Source organism: Actinomadura napierensis, assembly GCF_039529375.1.
Taxonomy (GTDB): domain Bacteria; phylum Actinomycetota; class Actinomycetes; order Streptosporangiales; family Streptosporangiaceae; genus Spirillospora; species Spirillospora napierensis.
Window position 1 is genome coordinate 1 of the sequence record NZ_BAAAMR010000111.1, and the last position, 14,980, is coordinate 14,980.

The 14,980-nt window shown below is 72.4% G+C and carries 16 protein-coding genes; 8 read left to right on the forward strand and 8 right to left on the reverse strand.

Features of this window, described 5'->3' with window-relative positions; translation table 11 throughout:
* Positions 1 to 234 precede the first annotated feature (234 nt).
* Entirely contained in the window at positions 235 to 915 is a 681-nt protein-coding gene (gene nucS, locus ABD296_RS39935; protein WP_344280231.1) for an endonuclease NucS, read from the reverse strand.
* A gap of 40 nt (positions 916 to 955) precedes the next feature.
* Positions 956 to 2,185, reverse strand: coding sequence for a HEAT repeat domain-containing protein (locus tag ABD296_RS39940; protein WP_344280234.1), 1,230 nt, complete (start codon positions 2,183 to 2,185; stop codon positions 956 to 958).
* Between the two features lie 177 nt (positions 2,186 to 2,362).
* Between ABD296_RS39940 and ABD296_RS39945 the strand changes: the two genes are divergently transcribed.
* Together ABD296_RS39945 and ABD296_RS39950 are read left to right on the forward strand one after the other, a co-directional pair.
* Entirely contained in the window at positions 2,363 to 2,551 is a 189-nt protein-coding gene (locus ABD296_RS39945; RefSeq protein WP_344280237.1) for a hypothetical protein, read from the forward strand.
* A 116-nt stretch (positions 2,552 to 2,667) separates the two neighbouring features.
* Entirely contained in the window at positions 2,668 to 3,054 is a 387-nt protein-coding gene (locus ABD296_RS39950) for an SCO5389 family protein (protein ID WP_344280240.1), read from the forward strand.
* Between the two features lie 47 nt (positions 3,055 to 3,101).
* Here the strand turns inward: ABD296_RS39950 and ABD296_RS39955 are convergent, their stop codons facing one another.
* Entirely contained in the window at positions 3,102 to 4,088 is a 987-nt protein-coding gene (locus ABD296_RS39955; protein WP_344280243.1) for an LLM class flavin-dependent oxidoreductase, read from the reverse strand.
* Positions 4,089 to 4,188: 100 nt separating this feature from the next.
* Between ABD296_RS39955 and ABD296_RS39960 the strand changes: the two genes are divergently transcribed.
* From ABD296_RS39960 to ABD296_RS39975, 4 genes are all read left to right on the forward strand, one after another.
* The gene (locus ABD296_RS39960) at positions 4,189 to 5,760 is read left to right on the forward strand and encodes a 3-hydroxyacyl-CoA dehydrogenase family protein (protein ID WP_344280246.1); all 1,572 of its coding nucleotides are present in this window, start codon (positions 4,189 to 4,191) and stop codon (positions 5,758 to 5,760) included.
* 27 nt (positions 5,761 to 5,787) lie between these two features.
* Positions 5,788 to 6,123 (forward strand): ATP/GTP-binding protein, encoded by a 336-nt coding sequence (locus ABD296_RS39965; RefSeq protein WP_344280249.1) that lies wholly within the window; start codon positions 5,788 to 5,790, stop codon positions 6,121 to 6,123.
* A 26-nt stretch (positions 6,124 to 6,149) separates the two neighbouring features.
* The gene (locus ABD296_RS39970) at positions 6,150 to 6,872 is read left to right on the forward strand and encodes an alpha/beta hydrolase (protein ID WP_344280252.1); all 723 of its coding nucleotides are present in this window, start codon (positions 6,150 to 6,152) and stop codon (positions 6,870 to 6,872) included.
* A 116-nt stretch (positions 6,873 to 6,988) separates the two neighbouring features.
* Positions 6,989 to 7,780 (forward strand): alpha/beta fold hydrolase, encoded by a 792-nt coding sequence (locus ABD296_RS39975; protein ID WP_344280255.1) that lies wholly within the window; start codon positions 6,989 to 6,991, stop codon positions 7,778 to 7,780.
* A 25-nt stretch (positions 7,781 to 7,805) separates the two neighbouring features.
* Here ABD296_RS39975 and ABD296_RS39980 read toward each other — a convergent pair whose 3' ends face one another.
* The 3 genes from ABD296_RS39980 to mce all read right to left on the reverse strand — a co-directional run bounded on the left by ABD296_RS39980 (position 7,806) and on the right by mce (position 11,678).
* On the reverse strand, positions 7,806 to 9,335 hold the full coding sequence (locus ABD296_RS39980) for an AI-2E family transporter (protein ID WP_344280258.1): 1,530 nt from the start codon (positions 9,333 to 9,335) through the stop codon (positions 7,806 to 7,808).
* A gap of 156 nt (positions 9,336 to 9,491) precedes the next feature.
* Positions 9,492 to 10,829: a DivIVA domain-containing protein gene (locus tag ABD296_RS39985; RefSeq protein WP_344280261.1), complete on the reverse strand. Its 1,338-nt coding sequence runs from the start codon at positions 10,827 to 10,829 to the stop codon at positions 9,492 to 9,494.
* Positions 10,830 to 11,255: 426 nt separating this feature from the next.
* A complete protein-coding gene (gene mce / locus ABD296_RS39990; RefSeq protein ID WP_344280264.1) occupies positions 11,256 to 11,678 on the reverse strand; it encodes a methylmalonyl-CoA epimerase in 423 nt (140 codons plus the stop codon).
* A 106-nt stretch (positions 11,679 to 11,784) separates the two neighbouring features.
* Between mce and ABD296_RS39995 the strand changes: the two genes are divergently transcribed.
* The gene (locus ABD296_RS39995; RefSeq protein WP_344280267.1) at positions 11,785 to 12,975 is read left to right on the forward strand and encodes an acetyl-CoA C-acetyltransferase; all 1,191 of its coding nucleotides are present in this window, start codon (positions 11,785 to 11,787) and stop codon (positions 12,973 to 12,975) included.
* A 12-nt stretch (positions 12,976 to 12,987) separates the two neighbouring features.
* Here ABD296_RS39995 and ABD296_RS40000 read toward each other — a convergent pair whose 3' ends face one another.
* Together ABD296_RS40000 and ABD296_RS40005 are read right to left on the reverse strand one after the other, a co-directional pair.
* Entirely contained in the window at positions 12,988 to 13,683 is a 696-nt protein-coding gene (locus ABD296_RS40000; RefSeq protein ID WP_344280270.1) for a DUF4230 domain-containing protein, read from the reverse strand.
* A 34-nt stretch (positions 13,684 to 13,717) separates the two neighbouring features.
* Complete coding sequence (locus ABD296_RS40005) at positions 13,718 to 14,515, reverse strand: DUF2127 domain-containing protein (protein WP_344280273.1); 798 nt, start codon at positions 14,513 to 14,515, stop codon at positions 13,718 to 13,720.
* 138 nt (positions 14,516 to 14,653) lie between these two features.
* Between ABD296_RS40005 and ABD296_RS40010 the strand changes: the two genes are divergently transcribed.
* Positions 14,654 to 14,977, forward strand: a complete 324-nt coding sequence (locus tag ABD296_RS40010) for a DUF3817 domain-containing protein (protein ID WP_344280275.1) — start codon at positions 14,654 to 14,656, stop codon at positions 14,975 to 14,977.
* Positions 14,978 to 14,980: the final 3 nt, after the last annotated feature.

The following is a 14,980-nucleotide window of genomic DNA, read 5'->3' on the forward strand; positions in this document are numbered from 1 at the left end:
AGCGACGCCGAAGGCGCCCTTGACTTTGGAGGGGCGGCCCCGTACGCCAGCGCCACCCCACCACACGAACACCCTTCTTGCCCTCGAACCCTGCCGAATCTGCTCTGGAACCACGCCCATTTCGAGCTGAGCAATTCGCTTCGGAGTCCGACCCCCGACCCGGTGGCGGATATGGAGCCGCAGAACGGTCACCACGCCACCGCCGACAACCTCGCCGCTGGCGGGGTGACGGCGTCAGAAAAGGGTGCCCTCGTGTTCGATGCCGCGGAGGGCGTCGTAGTCGAGGGTGACGCAGCCGATGCCGCGGTCGAGGGCGAGGACGCGGGCCTGGGGCTTGATCTCCTGCGCGGCGAAGATGCCGCGGACCGGCGCCAGGTGGGGGTCGCGGTTCAGTAGCTCCAGGTACCGCGTGAGCTGCTCGACGCCGTCGATCTCGCCGCGCCGCTTGATCTCGACGGCGACGGTGGCGCTGTCGGAGTCGCGGCACAGGATGTCGACGGGGCCGATCGCGGTGGGGTACTCGCGGCGGATCAGCGACCAGCCATCGCCGAGGGTGGTGATGTGCTCGGCGAGCAGTTCCTGCAGGTGCGCCTCGACGCCGTCCTTCCGCAGGCCCGGGTCCAGGCCCAGCTCGTGGCTGGTGTCGTGGATGATCTCCTCGATGGTGAGGATCAGCCGTTCGCCCGACTTGCCGTGCGTGACCGTCCAGCGGGCGATCGCGCCGTTCTCCTCGAACGGCTCCTCGCGCAGGGAGCACGGCGGGTTCATCCAGTTCAGCGGCTTGTAGGCGCGGTCGTCGGCATGGATGCTGACGCTGCCGTCCGCCTTGATCAGGACGAGCCTGGGGGCCATGGGCAGGTGGGCGGTGAGCTTGCCGGCGTAGTCGACGCTGCAGCGGGCGATAACGAGACGCACGCTGCCCAACCTTAGTTCCGTCGTGAACCCCGCGTGACCGTCATGCGAGACCCGCATACGTGCGGCAGGCGTCGCGGTCGGTGGGCAGGCCCCACTCGCGCAGGATCTCCCAGAGGTTCACCCAGTCCCATGTCCCGGATGTGAGCTCGGCGATGGTGCGGACGGCCCGCTGCTGGACGGGCGTGAGCTCGTCGAACGGCGGCAGCGGGGCGGACGGCACGGACGGTCCGGACGGAGCACCGAAGGCCAGCTTGAGCGCGGCGGCGGCCATCGGGAAGGACGCGTCGTCGGACGTGCGGGACAGTCCGTCGAGGACGGCGTCGGCGGCTTCGGGCGGGGCGTCGTCCATCGCGGCGAGGCAGGTGGCGGAGTAGAGACGGAGATCGCCGTTGAGGAAGGCGACCGGCGTACCAGCCGTCTCGGGCGGGGCGATGCTCGTGGCGGCGAGTTCGGCGATGACCGATGGTTCCGCGACGCCGAGGCGCAGCAGTGCGACGGCGGCGGCCCAGCGGGGGAGGGGCTCGTCGCCCGCCAGGTGCTCGCGGAGCCGGGGGATCAGGTCCCGGTCGTCCAGGAGGCCGACGGAGACGAGCGCGTTGGCGGTGACGGCGGGATCGGTCTCGGCGCCGAGGAGGGTCCGCAGCGCCGGAACCGAGGCGGCGGCCTCTTCGGGCAACCAGCCGAGTGTGTAGGCGGCCGCCGCCCGGACGTACGCGTCGCCGTCGGCGAGCAGGCCGCGGACGCCGGACAGGCCGGCTCGGACGGCGTCGTAGGCGGCCAGTTCGGCTTCGGCGTTCCGCAGGACGACGCCGGCGTCGAGGAGTTCGCGCTGCCGCTTCCTGGAGGCGCGTTCGCCGGGGTCGGCGGCCTCCTCGACCCAGGCGTCCATCTGGCGTTCCTCGGCGGCGGGGTCGGCGGCGCGCATCCGGGCCACCTCGCGCCGCCAGTCCTCGATGCCGACGCCGGACGGCAGGTGCGATTCGTCGTAGCCGACGGCCATCCCGGTCGCCAGGTACAGCGGGTCGTCGCGGCCGGGGGTCGTCGGGTCGGCGGCGAGGGCCAGCAGGAACGGCACCGCGTGTGCGGACGCCTCGTAGCGGTTGCCCTGGTGGTAGATGTTCGCGTGCAACTCGTACAAGGCGGTGAGGCGCTCCTCCTCGTCCGGGACGCGGAGGGCCCGGAGGCTCGCCGGTACGTCGTCCGCGGACCCGTAGGCGTGGCTGAGCCGGGCCCAGTCGACGTCGTCCAACCCCGCCAGCGCATCGTCCATGGCGCCGCATTCTGCCAGCGGCCTAGGACGCCCACGCGACCTGCATAAGCGCGGCTAACGCGACTAAGGCCTGGAAGCGGCCCCATATAAGGAGTCGTCCCGATGTGGGGGCGGGGGTCTTAGGACGAACCTCTTGGATGTCGGGTCGTCGCAACGGCCCGAGACGGAGGAGGGGCCGTGTTCCACAACGAGATCATGTACTCGGTCATGCAGGAGCGGGTCCGCGAGCGGCAGGCGGAGGCGCGCGCGGCGCGGAACGCCGCGAGGGTGCGGCGGGCGCGCGCGTTCTGGGACGAGCGGCTGCAGCAGGTCTCGCGCCCGGTGCGGCGGCCGTCCCGGCGGCGCGGAGCGGCCCCGGCCGGCTGACCGTCCGGGAGGCCGTATGGCGCAAGTAAGGGTCGCTGTCAAGCCTGGAATTGTCGGGATGCCGTGATTAGCGTCGCGGGTGGTGGGTGTCATCCGTCTGCGAAAGGACCCCCGCAATGTCTCTCGACGTGACCCCGGAACTCCTGGAGACGGCCCGGCAGGGCGAGGTCGGCGACAAGGAGTTCGTCGAGTGCGTCAGGACGTCCCTCCCGTACGCCTGGGAGATGATCAGCGGCCTGGTGGCGCGGCTGCAGGTGGACGGCGGCGAGTTCGCCGACAACCTGACGCCGCCGCCGGACGAGCGGGCCCGCGGCCAGTTGCTGCGCGTGCTGGCGAGCGACGCCATGCGCGGGGCACTGGAACGCTACTTCGGAATGAAGCTGGCGTTCCAGAACTGCCATCGCGTCGCGGTCTTCCCGTCCGGCGATTCGGACGCGTACCGCACGTTCGTCACTGCGCGCGAGCAGATCCTCAATCAGTCCCCCGAACTCCGCGACTGCTGAATCGCACCGCGGCGCGCCGTCCCTTCGTGAAGGGACGGCGCGCCACGTCATTGCAGGACGGCGCGGACTTTCGGGAGGACCTCCTTGCCCAGCCTCGCGATGTTGCGAATCGTCGCTCGATGGGATCCGGCGGCCTCGGCCAGCAGGATGAGGTGGCGGATCCCGGTGCGTTCGGCGGTCGCGGCGAGCGAGGCGGCGCAGTCGTCGGGGGAGCCGACGGGGTGCAGGTCGCACAGGTGGCGGGTGTAGGCGACGGGGTCGCGGGACGGGCGGGGACGGTCGTCCACGGGCACATAGCCGTCCAGGCCGGGGCCGAGCCAGCGCGGCATCTCGGCCAGCAGGGTCCGGACGGCCTGCTCGCGGGTGTCGGCGACCTGCGCGAGGTGCGTGGAGATGTGCGGCAGATCAGGGAAGCCGTGGCGTTCGACGGCGGCGGCCTTCTCCGCGTCGCCCACGTGCATTCCCAGGAGCATCGGCAGCCCGCGTTCCGCGGCGATGGTCTCGGTGGCCGGAGAGGTGCAGGCGACCGAAACCGGTGGCGGGACGACCGGGTGCGGCACGACCGGAACTTCGCGGAACGAGAAATGGTCGCCCCGCCAGCCGAGCCGTTCCGACTTCAGCCACGCGAGCAGCAGGTCGAGCGATTCGGCGAAGCCCTCCTCGTAACGGCGGAGCCCCGTTCCGAACACCTCCAGATCCCGCCACGGTCCGCCGCGTCCGACGCCCAGGCGGAAACGTCCGCCGGAAAGCAGTGACAGCATCGCCGCCTGTTCCGCGAGTGCGACGGGGTGCTGGTTGGAAAGGACGCTGACGGCCGTCCCGACATGGATCCGGCGGGTCGACGCCAGAATGTGACCGGCCATCAGCGGCGCGGACGGGATGACGCCGTACGACATGAAATGGTGCTCGGCCAGCCACACGTCGTCGAATCCGGCCTTCTCGGCGGCGACGGCGGCCTCGACCGTGCGAGTCAGGGCGGCGGCGTCGCCCTGACCGGGATAGCGGGCGGCGAGCAGGAAGATTCCGAAGCGCACCTTCCGGTCGTACCCGGCACCAGCCCCGGTCGTACCCGGCGACGGGTCCGGTCGTACCCGGCATCCGGCGGTCCCCGGCGGCTCTGGGAGACTGCCGTGCATGACTGGTGGTTCGTTCAGCAGGGTCGGGGTCGTCGGACTGGGCACCATGGGCGCGGGCATCGCCGAGGTGCTGGCGCGCGGCGGCCTGGCGGTCGTCGGCATCGAGGTGAACCAGGACGCGCTGGAGCGCGGCCGCGGCCATCTGGAGAAGTCCACGGGACGCGCGGTGAAGCGCGGCAGGCTCACCGAGGACGCGCAGCGCGAGATCCTCGGGCGCGTCGCGCTGTCCACCGACTTCGCCGACCTCGGCGACTGCGATCTGGTCATCGAGGCGGTGCCGGAGCGCCTGGACCTCAAGCGCAAGGTGTTCGCGACGCTGGACGGGGTGTGCCGCGCCGACGCCGTGCTGGCCACCAACACCTCGTCGCTGTCGGTCACCGACATCGCGGTCACCACGAACCGCCCCACCAAGATCGTCGGGGTGCACTTCTTCAACCCGGCGCCGGTCATGAAGCTGGTCGAGGTCATCCGCACGGTGCTCACCGAGCCGGAGGCCGTGGACCGGGTCGCCGCGCTGGTGAAGGACCTCGGCAAGACCCCCGTCACCATCGGTGACCGCGCCGGGTTCGTCGCGAACCGGCTGCTGTTCGGCTACCTCAACCAGGCCGCCGGGATGCTGGAGTCCGGGCACGCGACCCGCGACGACATCGACACCGCGATGACGGCGGGTGCCGGGCTGCCGATGGGCCCGTTCACCCTGATGGACCTGATCGGCCTCGACACCTGCCTGGAGGTGCTGGAGGCGATCCACGCCGAGACCCGCGACCGGCGGCACGCCCCGTCCCCGCTGCTGCGCGAGCTCGTCACCGCCGGGCTGCTCGGCCGCAAGACCGGTCGCGGCTTCTACGACCACGGCGCGTCCGAGGAAGAGGCACCGGCGACGACGGACGGTCCCGCGCCCGTCGTCGGGATCCTCGGCGTCGGCCCTCTCGCGGACGCGTTCGCCGCGCTGTGCGACCGCGGGGGCGCGCAGGTCCGCGACAGCGCCGCCGGCCTCGCCGACTGCGACCTGATCGTCGAGGCGTCCGGCGACGCCGCCGCAGGGCGCGAGCTGCTCGCGCTCGCCGTCCAGGCCGCCAAGCCGGACGCGGTCCTCGCCGTCACGTCCGCGACCGTCCCGGTGGTCGAGCAGGCCGTGGCGTCCGGCCGTCCCGCCGACGTCGTCGGCCTGCACCTGCCAGACGCGGCAGGCGCCCTAGCCGAGATCGCCGGGACCGTCGCGACCGGCCCCGGCGTCGCCGACCGCGCCGCCGACCTGGCCGGGCGGCTCGGCCTGACCGTCGTCCGCTGCCGCGCCCGCGCCGGGTTCATCGTGGACGCGCTGCGCTTCCCCTACCTCAACGACGCCGCCGCGATGCTCGGCGCCGGCTACGCCGACCCCGACTCGATCGACGCCGCGATGACGCTCGGCTGCGGCTACCCGACGGGCCCGATCGCCGACCTCGACCGCCTCGGGGTCGACCGCGCCGTCGCCGTCCTGCGCGCCCTGTACGCCGAGACGCGCGAGCCGGCCCTGGCTCCCGTCCCGCTGCTGACCGAGCACGTCACCGCCGGCCGCCCGCTCCGCTGAGCATCCCGGGCTGAATATCCTGAGCGCATGAGCCCCCGCAAGAACCGCCGTGCCGTATCCGGAAAGCCCGCACAGGGCGGCGGGGGCGGCGGAGCCGGCGGGGGCGGCTGGGCGCAGCGGACGGAGGACGGACCGGACGGCGAATGGATCGTCCGGTCGATCACCGGGGCCGCGGCGGTGAAGGCGTACCGCTGCCCGGGGTGCGACCACGAGATCCCGCCGGGCGTCCCGCACGTCGTCGCGTGGCCGGCGGGCGACCGCGGCGGCGCCGACGACCGGCGGCACTGGCACAGCCCGTGCTGGAACGCGCGCGCCCGGCGGGGACCGCGCGTCCAGCGGAGCCGGAACGCGCCCCGCTACTAGCCCCGCATGAGCGAGTGAGGAGTCCGATGGCGGAGATCAGGGCGGCGACGGTGCTGCCGGCGCGGCGCGAGGAGATCACCCTGCACACCTCCGACGGGCTGCGGCTCGTCGGGGAGCTGGCGCTGCCGCCGGACCGGCCGCCGGTCGCGACCCTGGTCTGCCTGCATCCGCTGCCGACCGCCGAGGGCATGATGGACAGCCACGTGCTGCGCAAGGCGTCCTTCCGGCTGCCCGCGCTCGCCGGCCTGGCCGTCCTGCGGTTCAACACGCGCGGGACGGCGTCGGCGCGCGGCACCAGCGAGGGCGAGTTCGGCGAGGGCGAGACCGAGCGCTTCGACGTGGCGGCGGCGCTGGAGTACACCGAGTACCACGACCTGCCGCGGCCATGGCTGCTCGGCTGGTCGTTCGGCACCGAGCTCGCGCTGCGCTGGGGGCTGGACCCGCTGGTCGAGGGCGCGATCCTGCTGTCGCCGCCGCTGAAGCGGGCCGGGGACGCCGACCTGGACGCCTGGGGCGCCGACGGGCGGCCGCTCGTCGCGCTCGTCCCGGAGTTCGACGACTACCTGCGCCCGGCGGAGGCCCGCGAGCGGTTCAGGCGCGCGCCGCAGGCGGAGGTGATCGGGGTCGACAAGGCCAAGCACCTGTGGGTCGGCGAACCCTACGTCCGGACGGTGCTGGACGAGATCGTCCGGCACGTCGCGCCGGACGCGTATCCGCTCCCCACTGAATGGGACGAACCGGACAGGTAAACTCGCGCGGCCGATCGCGGCCACTCCCGCCCCGCCGCCTCCGATACGGGGTAACGATGACCTAGCCGTCGCGTTGCCGCGGCGGCGTCTCGGGGACGCGGACGTGAGGAAACCGTATGACCGTGCAGCTGTACGCCAGGGACGTCGGTTCGGGGACACCCCTCGTCCTGCTGCACGCCTTCCCGCTGTCCTCGGCGATGTGGCTGGAGCAGCGGCAGGGCCTGGCGAACCGGTTCCGCGTCGTCACCCCCGACCTGCGCGGATTCGGCGGCTCGCGGCTCGGTACCGACGAACCCTCGATCGACGCGATGGCCGACGACGTCGCGCACCTGTTCCGCCGCCTCGGCCTGCAGCGCGCCGTCGTCGGCGGCCTGTCGATGGGGGGGTACGTCGCGATGGCGCTGTGCCGCCGCCACCCCGATCTGGTCCTCGGCGTCGTCCTCGCCTCCACCCGCGCCGCCGCCGACACCGACGCGGCGCGGGAGAACCGGCTGCGGCAGGCCGACGCGATCGACCGCGACGGCACCGTCCAGGTCCTGCTGGACGAGCTGCTGCCCGGTCTCGTCGGGCCGACCACCTACCGGCAGCGCGCCCTCGTCTACGGGCGCGTCCGCGGGCTCGTCCAGGCGACGCCTCCGCCGGCCGCCGCGTGGGCGCAGCGCGCGATGGCCGGGCGTCCGGAGGCGTTCGAGACGCTGCGGGGCCTCAAGGTGCCCGCGCTGGTGATGGTCGGTGACGAGGACACCATCGCCACCGAGGACGAGGCGCGCGCCATGGCCGACGCCTTGCCGAACGCCGAGCTGCTCGTCATCCCGCGCGCCGGGCACCTGTGCGCCGTGGAGCAGCCCGACCTGTTCAACCAGGCCGTCGCCGAGTTCGCCGCCGCGCTGGCCCGCACCACCCGCTGACCCCGCGCCGCGTCACCCCGCCCCGCTACAGCGTCTCCTGCCTCGGCAGGACCACCTCGCGGATCAGCAGCGAGATCGCCGCCGCGGTCGGGATCGCCAGCAGCGCGCCGACCACGCCGAGCAGCGCCGCCCCGACCAGCGCCGCGACGATCGTCACCGCGGGCTGGACGTCGACCGTCCGCTTCATCACCCGCGGGTACACCAGGTAGTTCTCGACCTGCTGGTAGACCACGTAGAACACCACGCAGACGATGAGGTCGGTGGTGGTGCCGGTCAGGAACGCGACCAGGCAGACGATCACCGCGCCGATCGTCGCGCCGATGAGCGGGACGAGGTCGGTCACCGCGACGATCAGCGCCAGCGCCAGCGCGTACTTCACCCCGAGGATCGACAGGAAGATGTACGAGCACAGCCCCGCGATGAACGCGATCGTGAACTGCCCGGCGACGTACCCGCCGATCCGGTCCAGGATCTCGTCGCCGAGCAGCGCGACGCGGGCCCGGCGCGTGCGCGGCGCGAGCTGGTAGAAGAACGTCTTGATCTGCGGCAGCGAGCTCATGAAGTAGAGCGTCAGGATCAGGATCGTGACGGTCTGGAAGACGCCGTTGATCGCGACCTTGCCGATGCCGGTGGCGGTGTCGGTGAGCCCGTTCTGGAAGCCCGGGCTGTTGACGGCCTTCTCCGCGCGGGCGAGCAGCCCGTAGCGCTTGTCCCAGTCGGCCAGCGTCTTGTTGTTCTGCAGCTGGTCGACGAATTCGGGGATGTTGTGCCGCAGCTCGGTCACCTGCTCGGTGACCGGCTGGACGAGCGAGGCGACGAACCCCGCGAAGAAAAGGATCACGATCAGGAACACGCTGCCGACCGCGGCGCCGCGCGGCAGCCCGAGCCGGCGCAGCCGCTCCACCGCCGGGTTGAGGCCGACCGCGAGGAACATCGCCACCACGATCATCACGAGCACCGACTTGGCGTTCGTGGCGGCCTTCACCAGCATCCACGCCGTGATCACGCCGAGCGCGGCGGTGAACCCGAACACGAACGGGTGGGCGCGGCCGAGCGGCTGGCCGGGCCGGCCGAACGGGAACAGCGGGTTGACGCCGGCCTCCCGGCGGCGCTGCTCCACGTCGTGCGCCGGATCCGGCGCCTCCGGGTCGGGCGCCGCCGCGCCGGGTGCCGTCGCGCCAGGGGTCGTCGGGGCGGGCGTCCGCGCGCCGGACGCCGCCGTCCCCGCCGCCTTCGTGCCGGGCGCCTCGCCCGCGGGGGGCATCGGTGACCAGTCGTCCGGCGGCGCCGGGCGCGTCCGCGGGCCCCCGGTGGCCGGGTCGAGCTCGCCGACGGGTTCCGTGACGACCGCCTCCGGATCGAGCGCGCCGCTGGGCGCCACGGCCTCCGCGCCCTCCCCGTCCTTCTCGGTCTTCCCGTCCTTCTCGGTCTCCGGGGCCTGCTCGGTGTCCTGGTCGGCGGGGGGCGCGGGCTCGGGGACCCTGCCGGCGGTGCCGGTGCGCCCCTTCCCGGGGGCCGCCGCCGGCCGGTCCTCGTCGGGGGTGTCGTCGGCCACGCCGCTCTCCTTCGCCGTCCTGCCGTAGGTCGTTCACGGGTCCGAACGGAAGGCCGCCGACCACGCGTTACCGGTGTAGACGCCGGAAAGCCCGGAGACGTTTCCGCCTCCAGGCTCTCCGCCGCACGCCGCCGGGCCGTCAGCCGGCCCGGCGGGTCACTCCTGCCACCAGTCCTCGTCGTCCTCGTCGGACTTCTTGGCCTGGCCCTGCTTGGCGGGCGCCGCCTTGCCGGCGGGCTGGGCGGCCTGCTGCTGCTTCGGCTGCGCCTGCTGCGCCGGCGCCTGCTTGGGCTCGGCGGCCGGGATGGCGGCCTTCTCCGGCGGCGCGGCCAGCTCGGGCTCGCCGCCCATCGCCGGGGCGACCCCGCCGATGAGCTGGCGCAGCTGGTTGAGGTGGCTGGTGATGCTGTCGCGCTGCCGGGTCAGCTCGTCGACCTGGCGCTGCGCGGCGGTCCGGACGCGGTCGGCCTCGGCCTTGGTCTCGGCGAGCAGCTGCTCGGCCTGCGACTTGGCCTCGGCGATGACGTTGTCGGAGTTCTTGCGCGCGTTGGCCATGAGCTGCTTGGCGTGCGAGTCGGCCTCGCGCCGGGTCTGCTCGGCCTGCTGGGTGGCCTTGGCGGCCCGCTGCTCGGCGGACGCGGCGCGCTGCTCGGCCTCGGCGACCAGCTTCTGGGTGGCGGCCTGCGCCGCGGCGTGCCGCTCGGCGTCCTGCCGGTCGGCCTCCTCGCGGCGGGCGGCCAGCTGGATCTCGAACTCGGCCTCGGCCTGCGCCCGCTGCGCCTCGCTCTCCTCCAGGATGCGCTGGGCCTGCGCGCGCATCTCGTCGGCCTGCCGCTTGGCCGTCGTGAGGATCTCGTCGCGCTCGCGCTTGGTGGACGCGCGCAGCTGCGCGACCTCGCGCTCGGTGGTGGTGCGCAGCTTGGCGATCTCGCGCTCGGCGCTCGCCCGCTTCTCGGCGACCTCGTGGTCGGCGGTGGCGCGCAGCTTGGCGACCTCGCGCTCGGTCGTGGAGGTCAGCTCGTCGGCCTCGCGGCGGGCGGAGGTGCGCACCTCCTCGGCCTCGCGCTCGGCCGCGCCGCGCATGTCGTCGCCCTCGCGCTGGGCGTTGGCGCGCAGCTCGGAGGCGTCGTTCTCGGCGGTGGCGCGCTGCTCGGCGGCGTCGACCTTCGCGGCGGCCTTGATCTCGTTGGCCTCGGACCGGGCGGCCTGGACGAGCTCGGTGGCCTGCTCCTCGGCGAGCCGCAGCAGCTGCTCGATGCGGGCGCCGAGGCCGGAGTAGGTGGGACGTTCCTGCTCCTGCAGCTGACGGTGGGCGTCCGACAGCTCCCGCTGCAGGGCCTGGGTCTGCTCGCGTGCCTGCCGGCCCTCGTTCTCGAGCTGTTTGATGTGCTCGTCGACCTGGTGCCGGTCGTAGCCACGGAGCACCACGTCGAAATCGCGCGGGGGCGTGTCCTCGAAGAAGTTGCTGAGCTGGGCGTCGATGTCGGACTGCATAGGGCTCAATCCTGATGTGACGGGGCTACGGGTGGTTCCGGGGACCGGTTGATCGCCTGGCATGAACGGGCGCCATGAACGTGCGCAGTGCCCCAGACCTCTTCCGGCGAATGAAGCGTACTCCGGACACTGCCGTGTTGGGGGCTCATCTTGACGCGCTGCGTGGTTTGTCCCGGTTTGCGGTTACGGCCTCCGGTGCCCCAGGTGCCCAGGTACGGGGGCCGCAAATGCACCAGATGTGTCCGAATGCTCACAGAGCGGCGGTCTTGCACCCCGCCGTCCCCCGAGGTGATATCGAACACGTCACGATCCGGTCGCGCCCGGGCTGCGTTGCGCGCCGGACCGCGCCCGCGCCCGCCCGGCGGCCGCACAGTGCCTGCACAGCGCGCCGGTCCCGCCGGACCGTGCGGCCCCCGGCCCGCCCGGCTAGGCCTTCTGCACCAGCTCGGTCAGCACTCCGTGGCAGTCCTTCGGGTGCAAAAAGTTGATCAAGGAGCCCATGGAGCCCTTCCTCGGCGCGTCGTACAGCACCCGGACGCCCTTGCCGGAGATCTCCGCCGCCTCGTCCGCGACGGCCTGGTCGGTGCCGAACGCGATGTGGTGCACGCCCTCGCCGTTCTTGGCCAGCCACTTGGCGACCGCCGAGTCGTCCCGGATCGGCTCGATGAGCTGGAGGTAGCTCGCGGCGCCGTCGCCCGTCTCGTTGATCTTGAGCATGCACTCCCGGACGCCCTGCTCCTCGTTCACCTCGAAGTGCGCGTCGGTGAAGCCGTAGGTCGCCTTGTAGAACTCGACGGTGGCCTCCAGGTCGTGACAGGCAATGCCGATGTGGTCGATACGGGTCAGCATGGGCGTTTCTCCCTACGGACGGCCAGACAGGGGCGAACGGAAGCGTGCGCCGCTTCCCTGGGTATGGTGGCAAACGTCGCCGCAGCACCACCCTGGAGGCCCCCTCATGACCGCCACGTCCGTGATCGTCGCCGGAGCGCGCACCCCCGTCGGGCGCCTGCAGGGCGCGCTGAAGGACTTCTCCGCCGCCGACCTCGGCGCGCACGCGATCAAGGCGGCGCTGGAGCGCGCGGGCGTGACCGGCGACCAGGTGCAGTACGTGATCCTCGGCCAGGTCCTTCAGGCGGGCGCGGGGCAGATCCCGTCCCGGCAGGCGGCGGTCAAGGCCGGGATCCCGATGAGCGTCCCGTCCATCACGATCAACAAGGTCTGCCTATCCGGGCTGGACGCGATCGCGCTCGCCGACCAGCTCATCCGCGCCGGCGAGTTCGACATCGTGGTGGCCGGCGGCATGGAGTCGATGACGCAGGCCCCGCACCTGCTGCCGAAGTCCCGGGCCGGCTACAAGTACGGCTCGATCGAGGTCCTGGACCACATGGCCTACGACGCGCTGACCGACGCGTTCGACGGCATCGCCATGGGCGAGTCCACCGAGCACCACAACGCCAAGCTCGGCATCTCCCGCGAGGAGCAGGACGAGTTCTCCGCCCGATCGCACCAGCGCGCCGCCGCCGCCATCAAGAACGGCGTGTTCGACGACGAGATCGCGCCGATCGAGGTCCCGCAGCGCAAGGGCGACCCGATCGTGGTCGCCAAGGACGAGGGCGTGCGCGGCGACACCACCGCCGAGTCGCTCGCCAGGCTGCGCCCCGCGTTCAGCAAGGAGGGGACGATCACCGCCGGGTCGTCCTCGCAGATCTCCGACGGCGCCGCCGCCGTCGTGGTGATGTCCAAGGCCAAGGCCGAGGAGCTCGGCCTCACCTGGCTCGCCGAGATCGGCGCGCACGGCAACGTCGCCGGCCCGGACAACTCGCTGCAGTCCCAGCCGTCCAACGCCATCAGGCACGCCCTCGGCAAGGAGGGCCTGAGCGTCGGCGACCTCGACCTCATCGAGATCAACGAGGCGTTCGCCTCGGTCGGCATCCAGTCGATGCGCGACCTCGGCGTCGGCCCCGAGAAGGTCAACGTCAACGGCGGCGCCATCGCGCTCGGCCACCCGGTCGGCATGTCCGGCGCCCGCATCGCGCTGCACCTGGCCTACGAGCTGAAGCGGCGCGGCGGCGGCGTCGGCGCCGCCGGCCTCTGCGGCGGCGGCGGGCAGGGCGACGCGCTCATCCTCCGCGTCGCGAAGGCGTAGCGCCGGGCGCGCTCACTGGGCGCTGGGCTGCTGGACGGCGACCGTCTTGAAGCCCAGCGCCTTCAGCATGTTCTCCAGCATCCGCTTGGTGTTGGCGTCGGCCTGCGCCGCGAGCCTGCTCTCCTGCGCCGCCGTCTGGATCTTCTGGCTCGCCAGGACGTAGAGCTGCTGCTGGTTGTCGGGGTTGCTGCTGAAGAAGTCGCCGAACCGGTCGAACAGCCCGCGCTCGGTCGCGTAGACGTAGCTGCGCTTGGTGTCGAGGTTCGTCGGCTCCAGCTGGGCGTGCGGCAGCGTGATGGTCGCGGACGTCCGGTCGGAGTTCACCTTGATCGCGCCGGAGGCGATCCGGGAGAAGTCCACGTAGGCGTCGACCGAGCCGTTGCCCACGAACAGGGTGCGCTTGCCGCGCAGCGAGGACGGCAGGAACTTGGCGTCCTTCTCCAGGTCCACGACGACCTGGAAGTTCCCGCTGGCGGCCTCGTAGCGGTTCAGGTCGCGGATGGACTGCAGCAGCACCGGGCCGCTGCGGTCCTTGGTCTCCTCGTGGAACGGGTTCAGCCAGTGCGGCAGGCCGTGCACCGCCCGCTGCACGACGATGACGACCGCGATGGTCGCCACGACGAGCACCAGGGCGGTGAGGAGACCGCGCCGGGGGACGGGTCGCACGCGCTGGGGGGCGGGCTCGCGGGCCGCGTCGTTTTTCGGCATGTCCCCCACATTCCCGTCCTTACCGGCCGCTCACCTATCCCGGTGACCCGGCCGCCGGATGCGGCGCGCGGGAGAGGTCCGGATCGGCCGCCGCGTGCTCCACCTCCAGCAGCGACTCGCTGCGCAGATGCGCTTCGTGGGCGGCCCGGCCGCCGCGCACCCCGAACAGCCGTTTGGTGACGATGATGTAGACGATCAGACCGATGTTGATGGCCAGCGCGCCGATCCGCAGCACGGTGACCTTCTCGGCCAGCTCGTAGATCTCGACCGGCAGCCCGAAGCAGGTCGCCACCACCGCGAAGTACTCGCCCCAGCGCTGCAGCAGCCACAGCCCGACCGCCTCGATGATCTCGACCGCCGCGTACACCAGCAGCGCGATCGCCAGCCAGCGCAGCGTCCGCTCCTCCAGCCCGAACACGTGCCGGATCGAGGTGACGACCTTGGAGTGGTCGAGGTCCCAGCCGAACTGGTCGGCGATCGGGCGGAGCAGCGGGATCTCCTTCTCGAAGACCTCCTGGATCGAGCCGCGGCTCTGCGCGAACCGCCACACCCCGTACGCCGCCACCGCCACGATCAGCCCGCGGATCAGCCGCTCGACCGCGAAGAACCGCATGATGAACGCGTCCCGCAGCTCCTTGCCGCGCTTCACCAGCGGCGCCCGGTCCGCCGGGCCCGAGCCGTGCGGCTCGCCGTGCACGTACGCGCCGCAGCGCAGGCACCGCCACGCCTCCCCGACGGGGGACGACACGAGCAGCCGCTCGCGCAGCGGCTCCTCGTCGGGCGCGTAGGTGATGTGCCCCTTGCGCGCACACGTCAGCAAGCTCCAGTCCACGGCGAACACCCTATTGTCTGCATTGCCCTCGGCGTCAGGCACTGGAGCGCCTTCCTTCAGGGGAGACCGGCTGGTGTGTGTGAGCAGGGCCATAGGGGCGGGGGAAACCGGGGGCGGGGGCGGGGCGTTGAGGGGTCCGTGGACATCGTGCGTGCATTCCGCGTCGTCTCGATCGCCGAGGCGACCTCCTTCCTGGTCCTGCTGCTGATCGCCATGCCGCTGAAGTACGGCGCGGACCTGCCGGTGGCGGTCCAGGTGATGGGCCCGATCCACGGGATCCTGTTCCTCGGCTACGTGGGGCTGGCGTTCGTCGTCGGGGAGAAGCTCGGCTGGGGGCTCAAGCGCACCGTCCTCGCGCTCATAGCGGCGGTGCTGCCCGTCGCGCCGTTCTTCGTCGAGCGCCACTGGGCCAGGCCCGCCGGTGCCGGCCGGACGGAGCCGCAGCCCGCCGGGCGCGCCTGAACT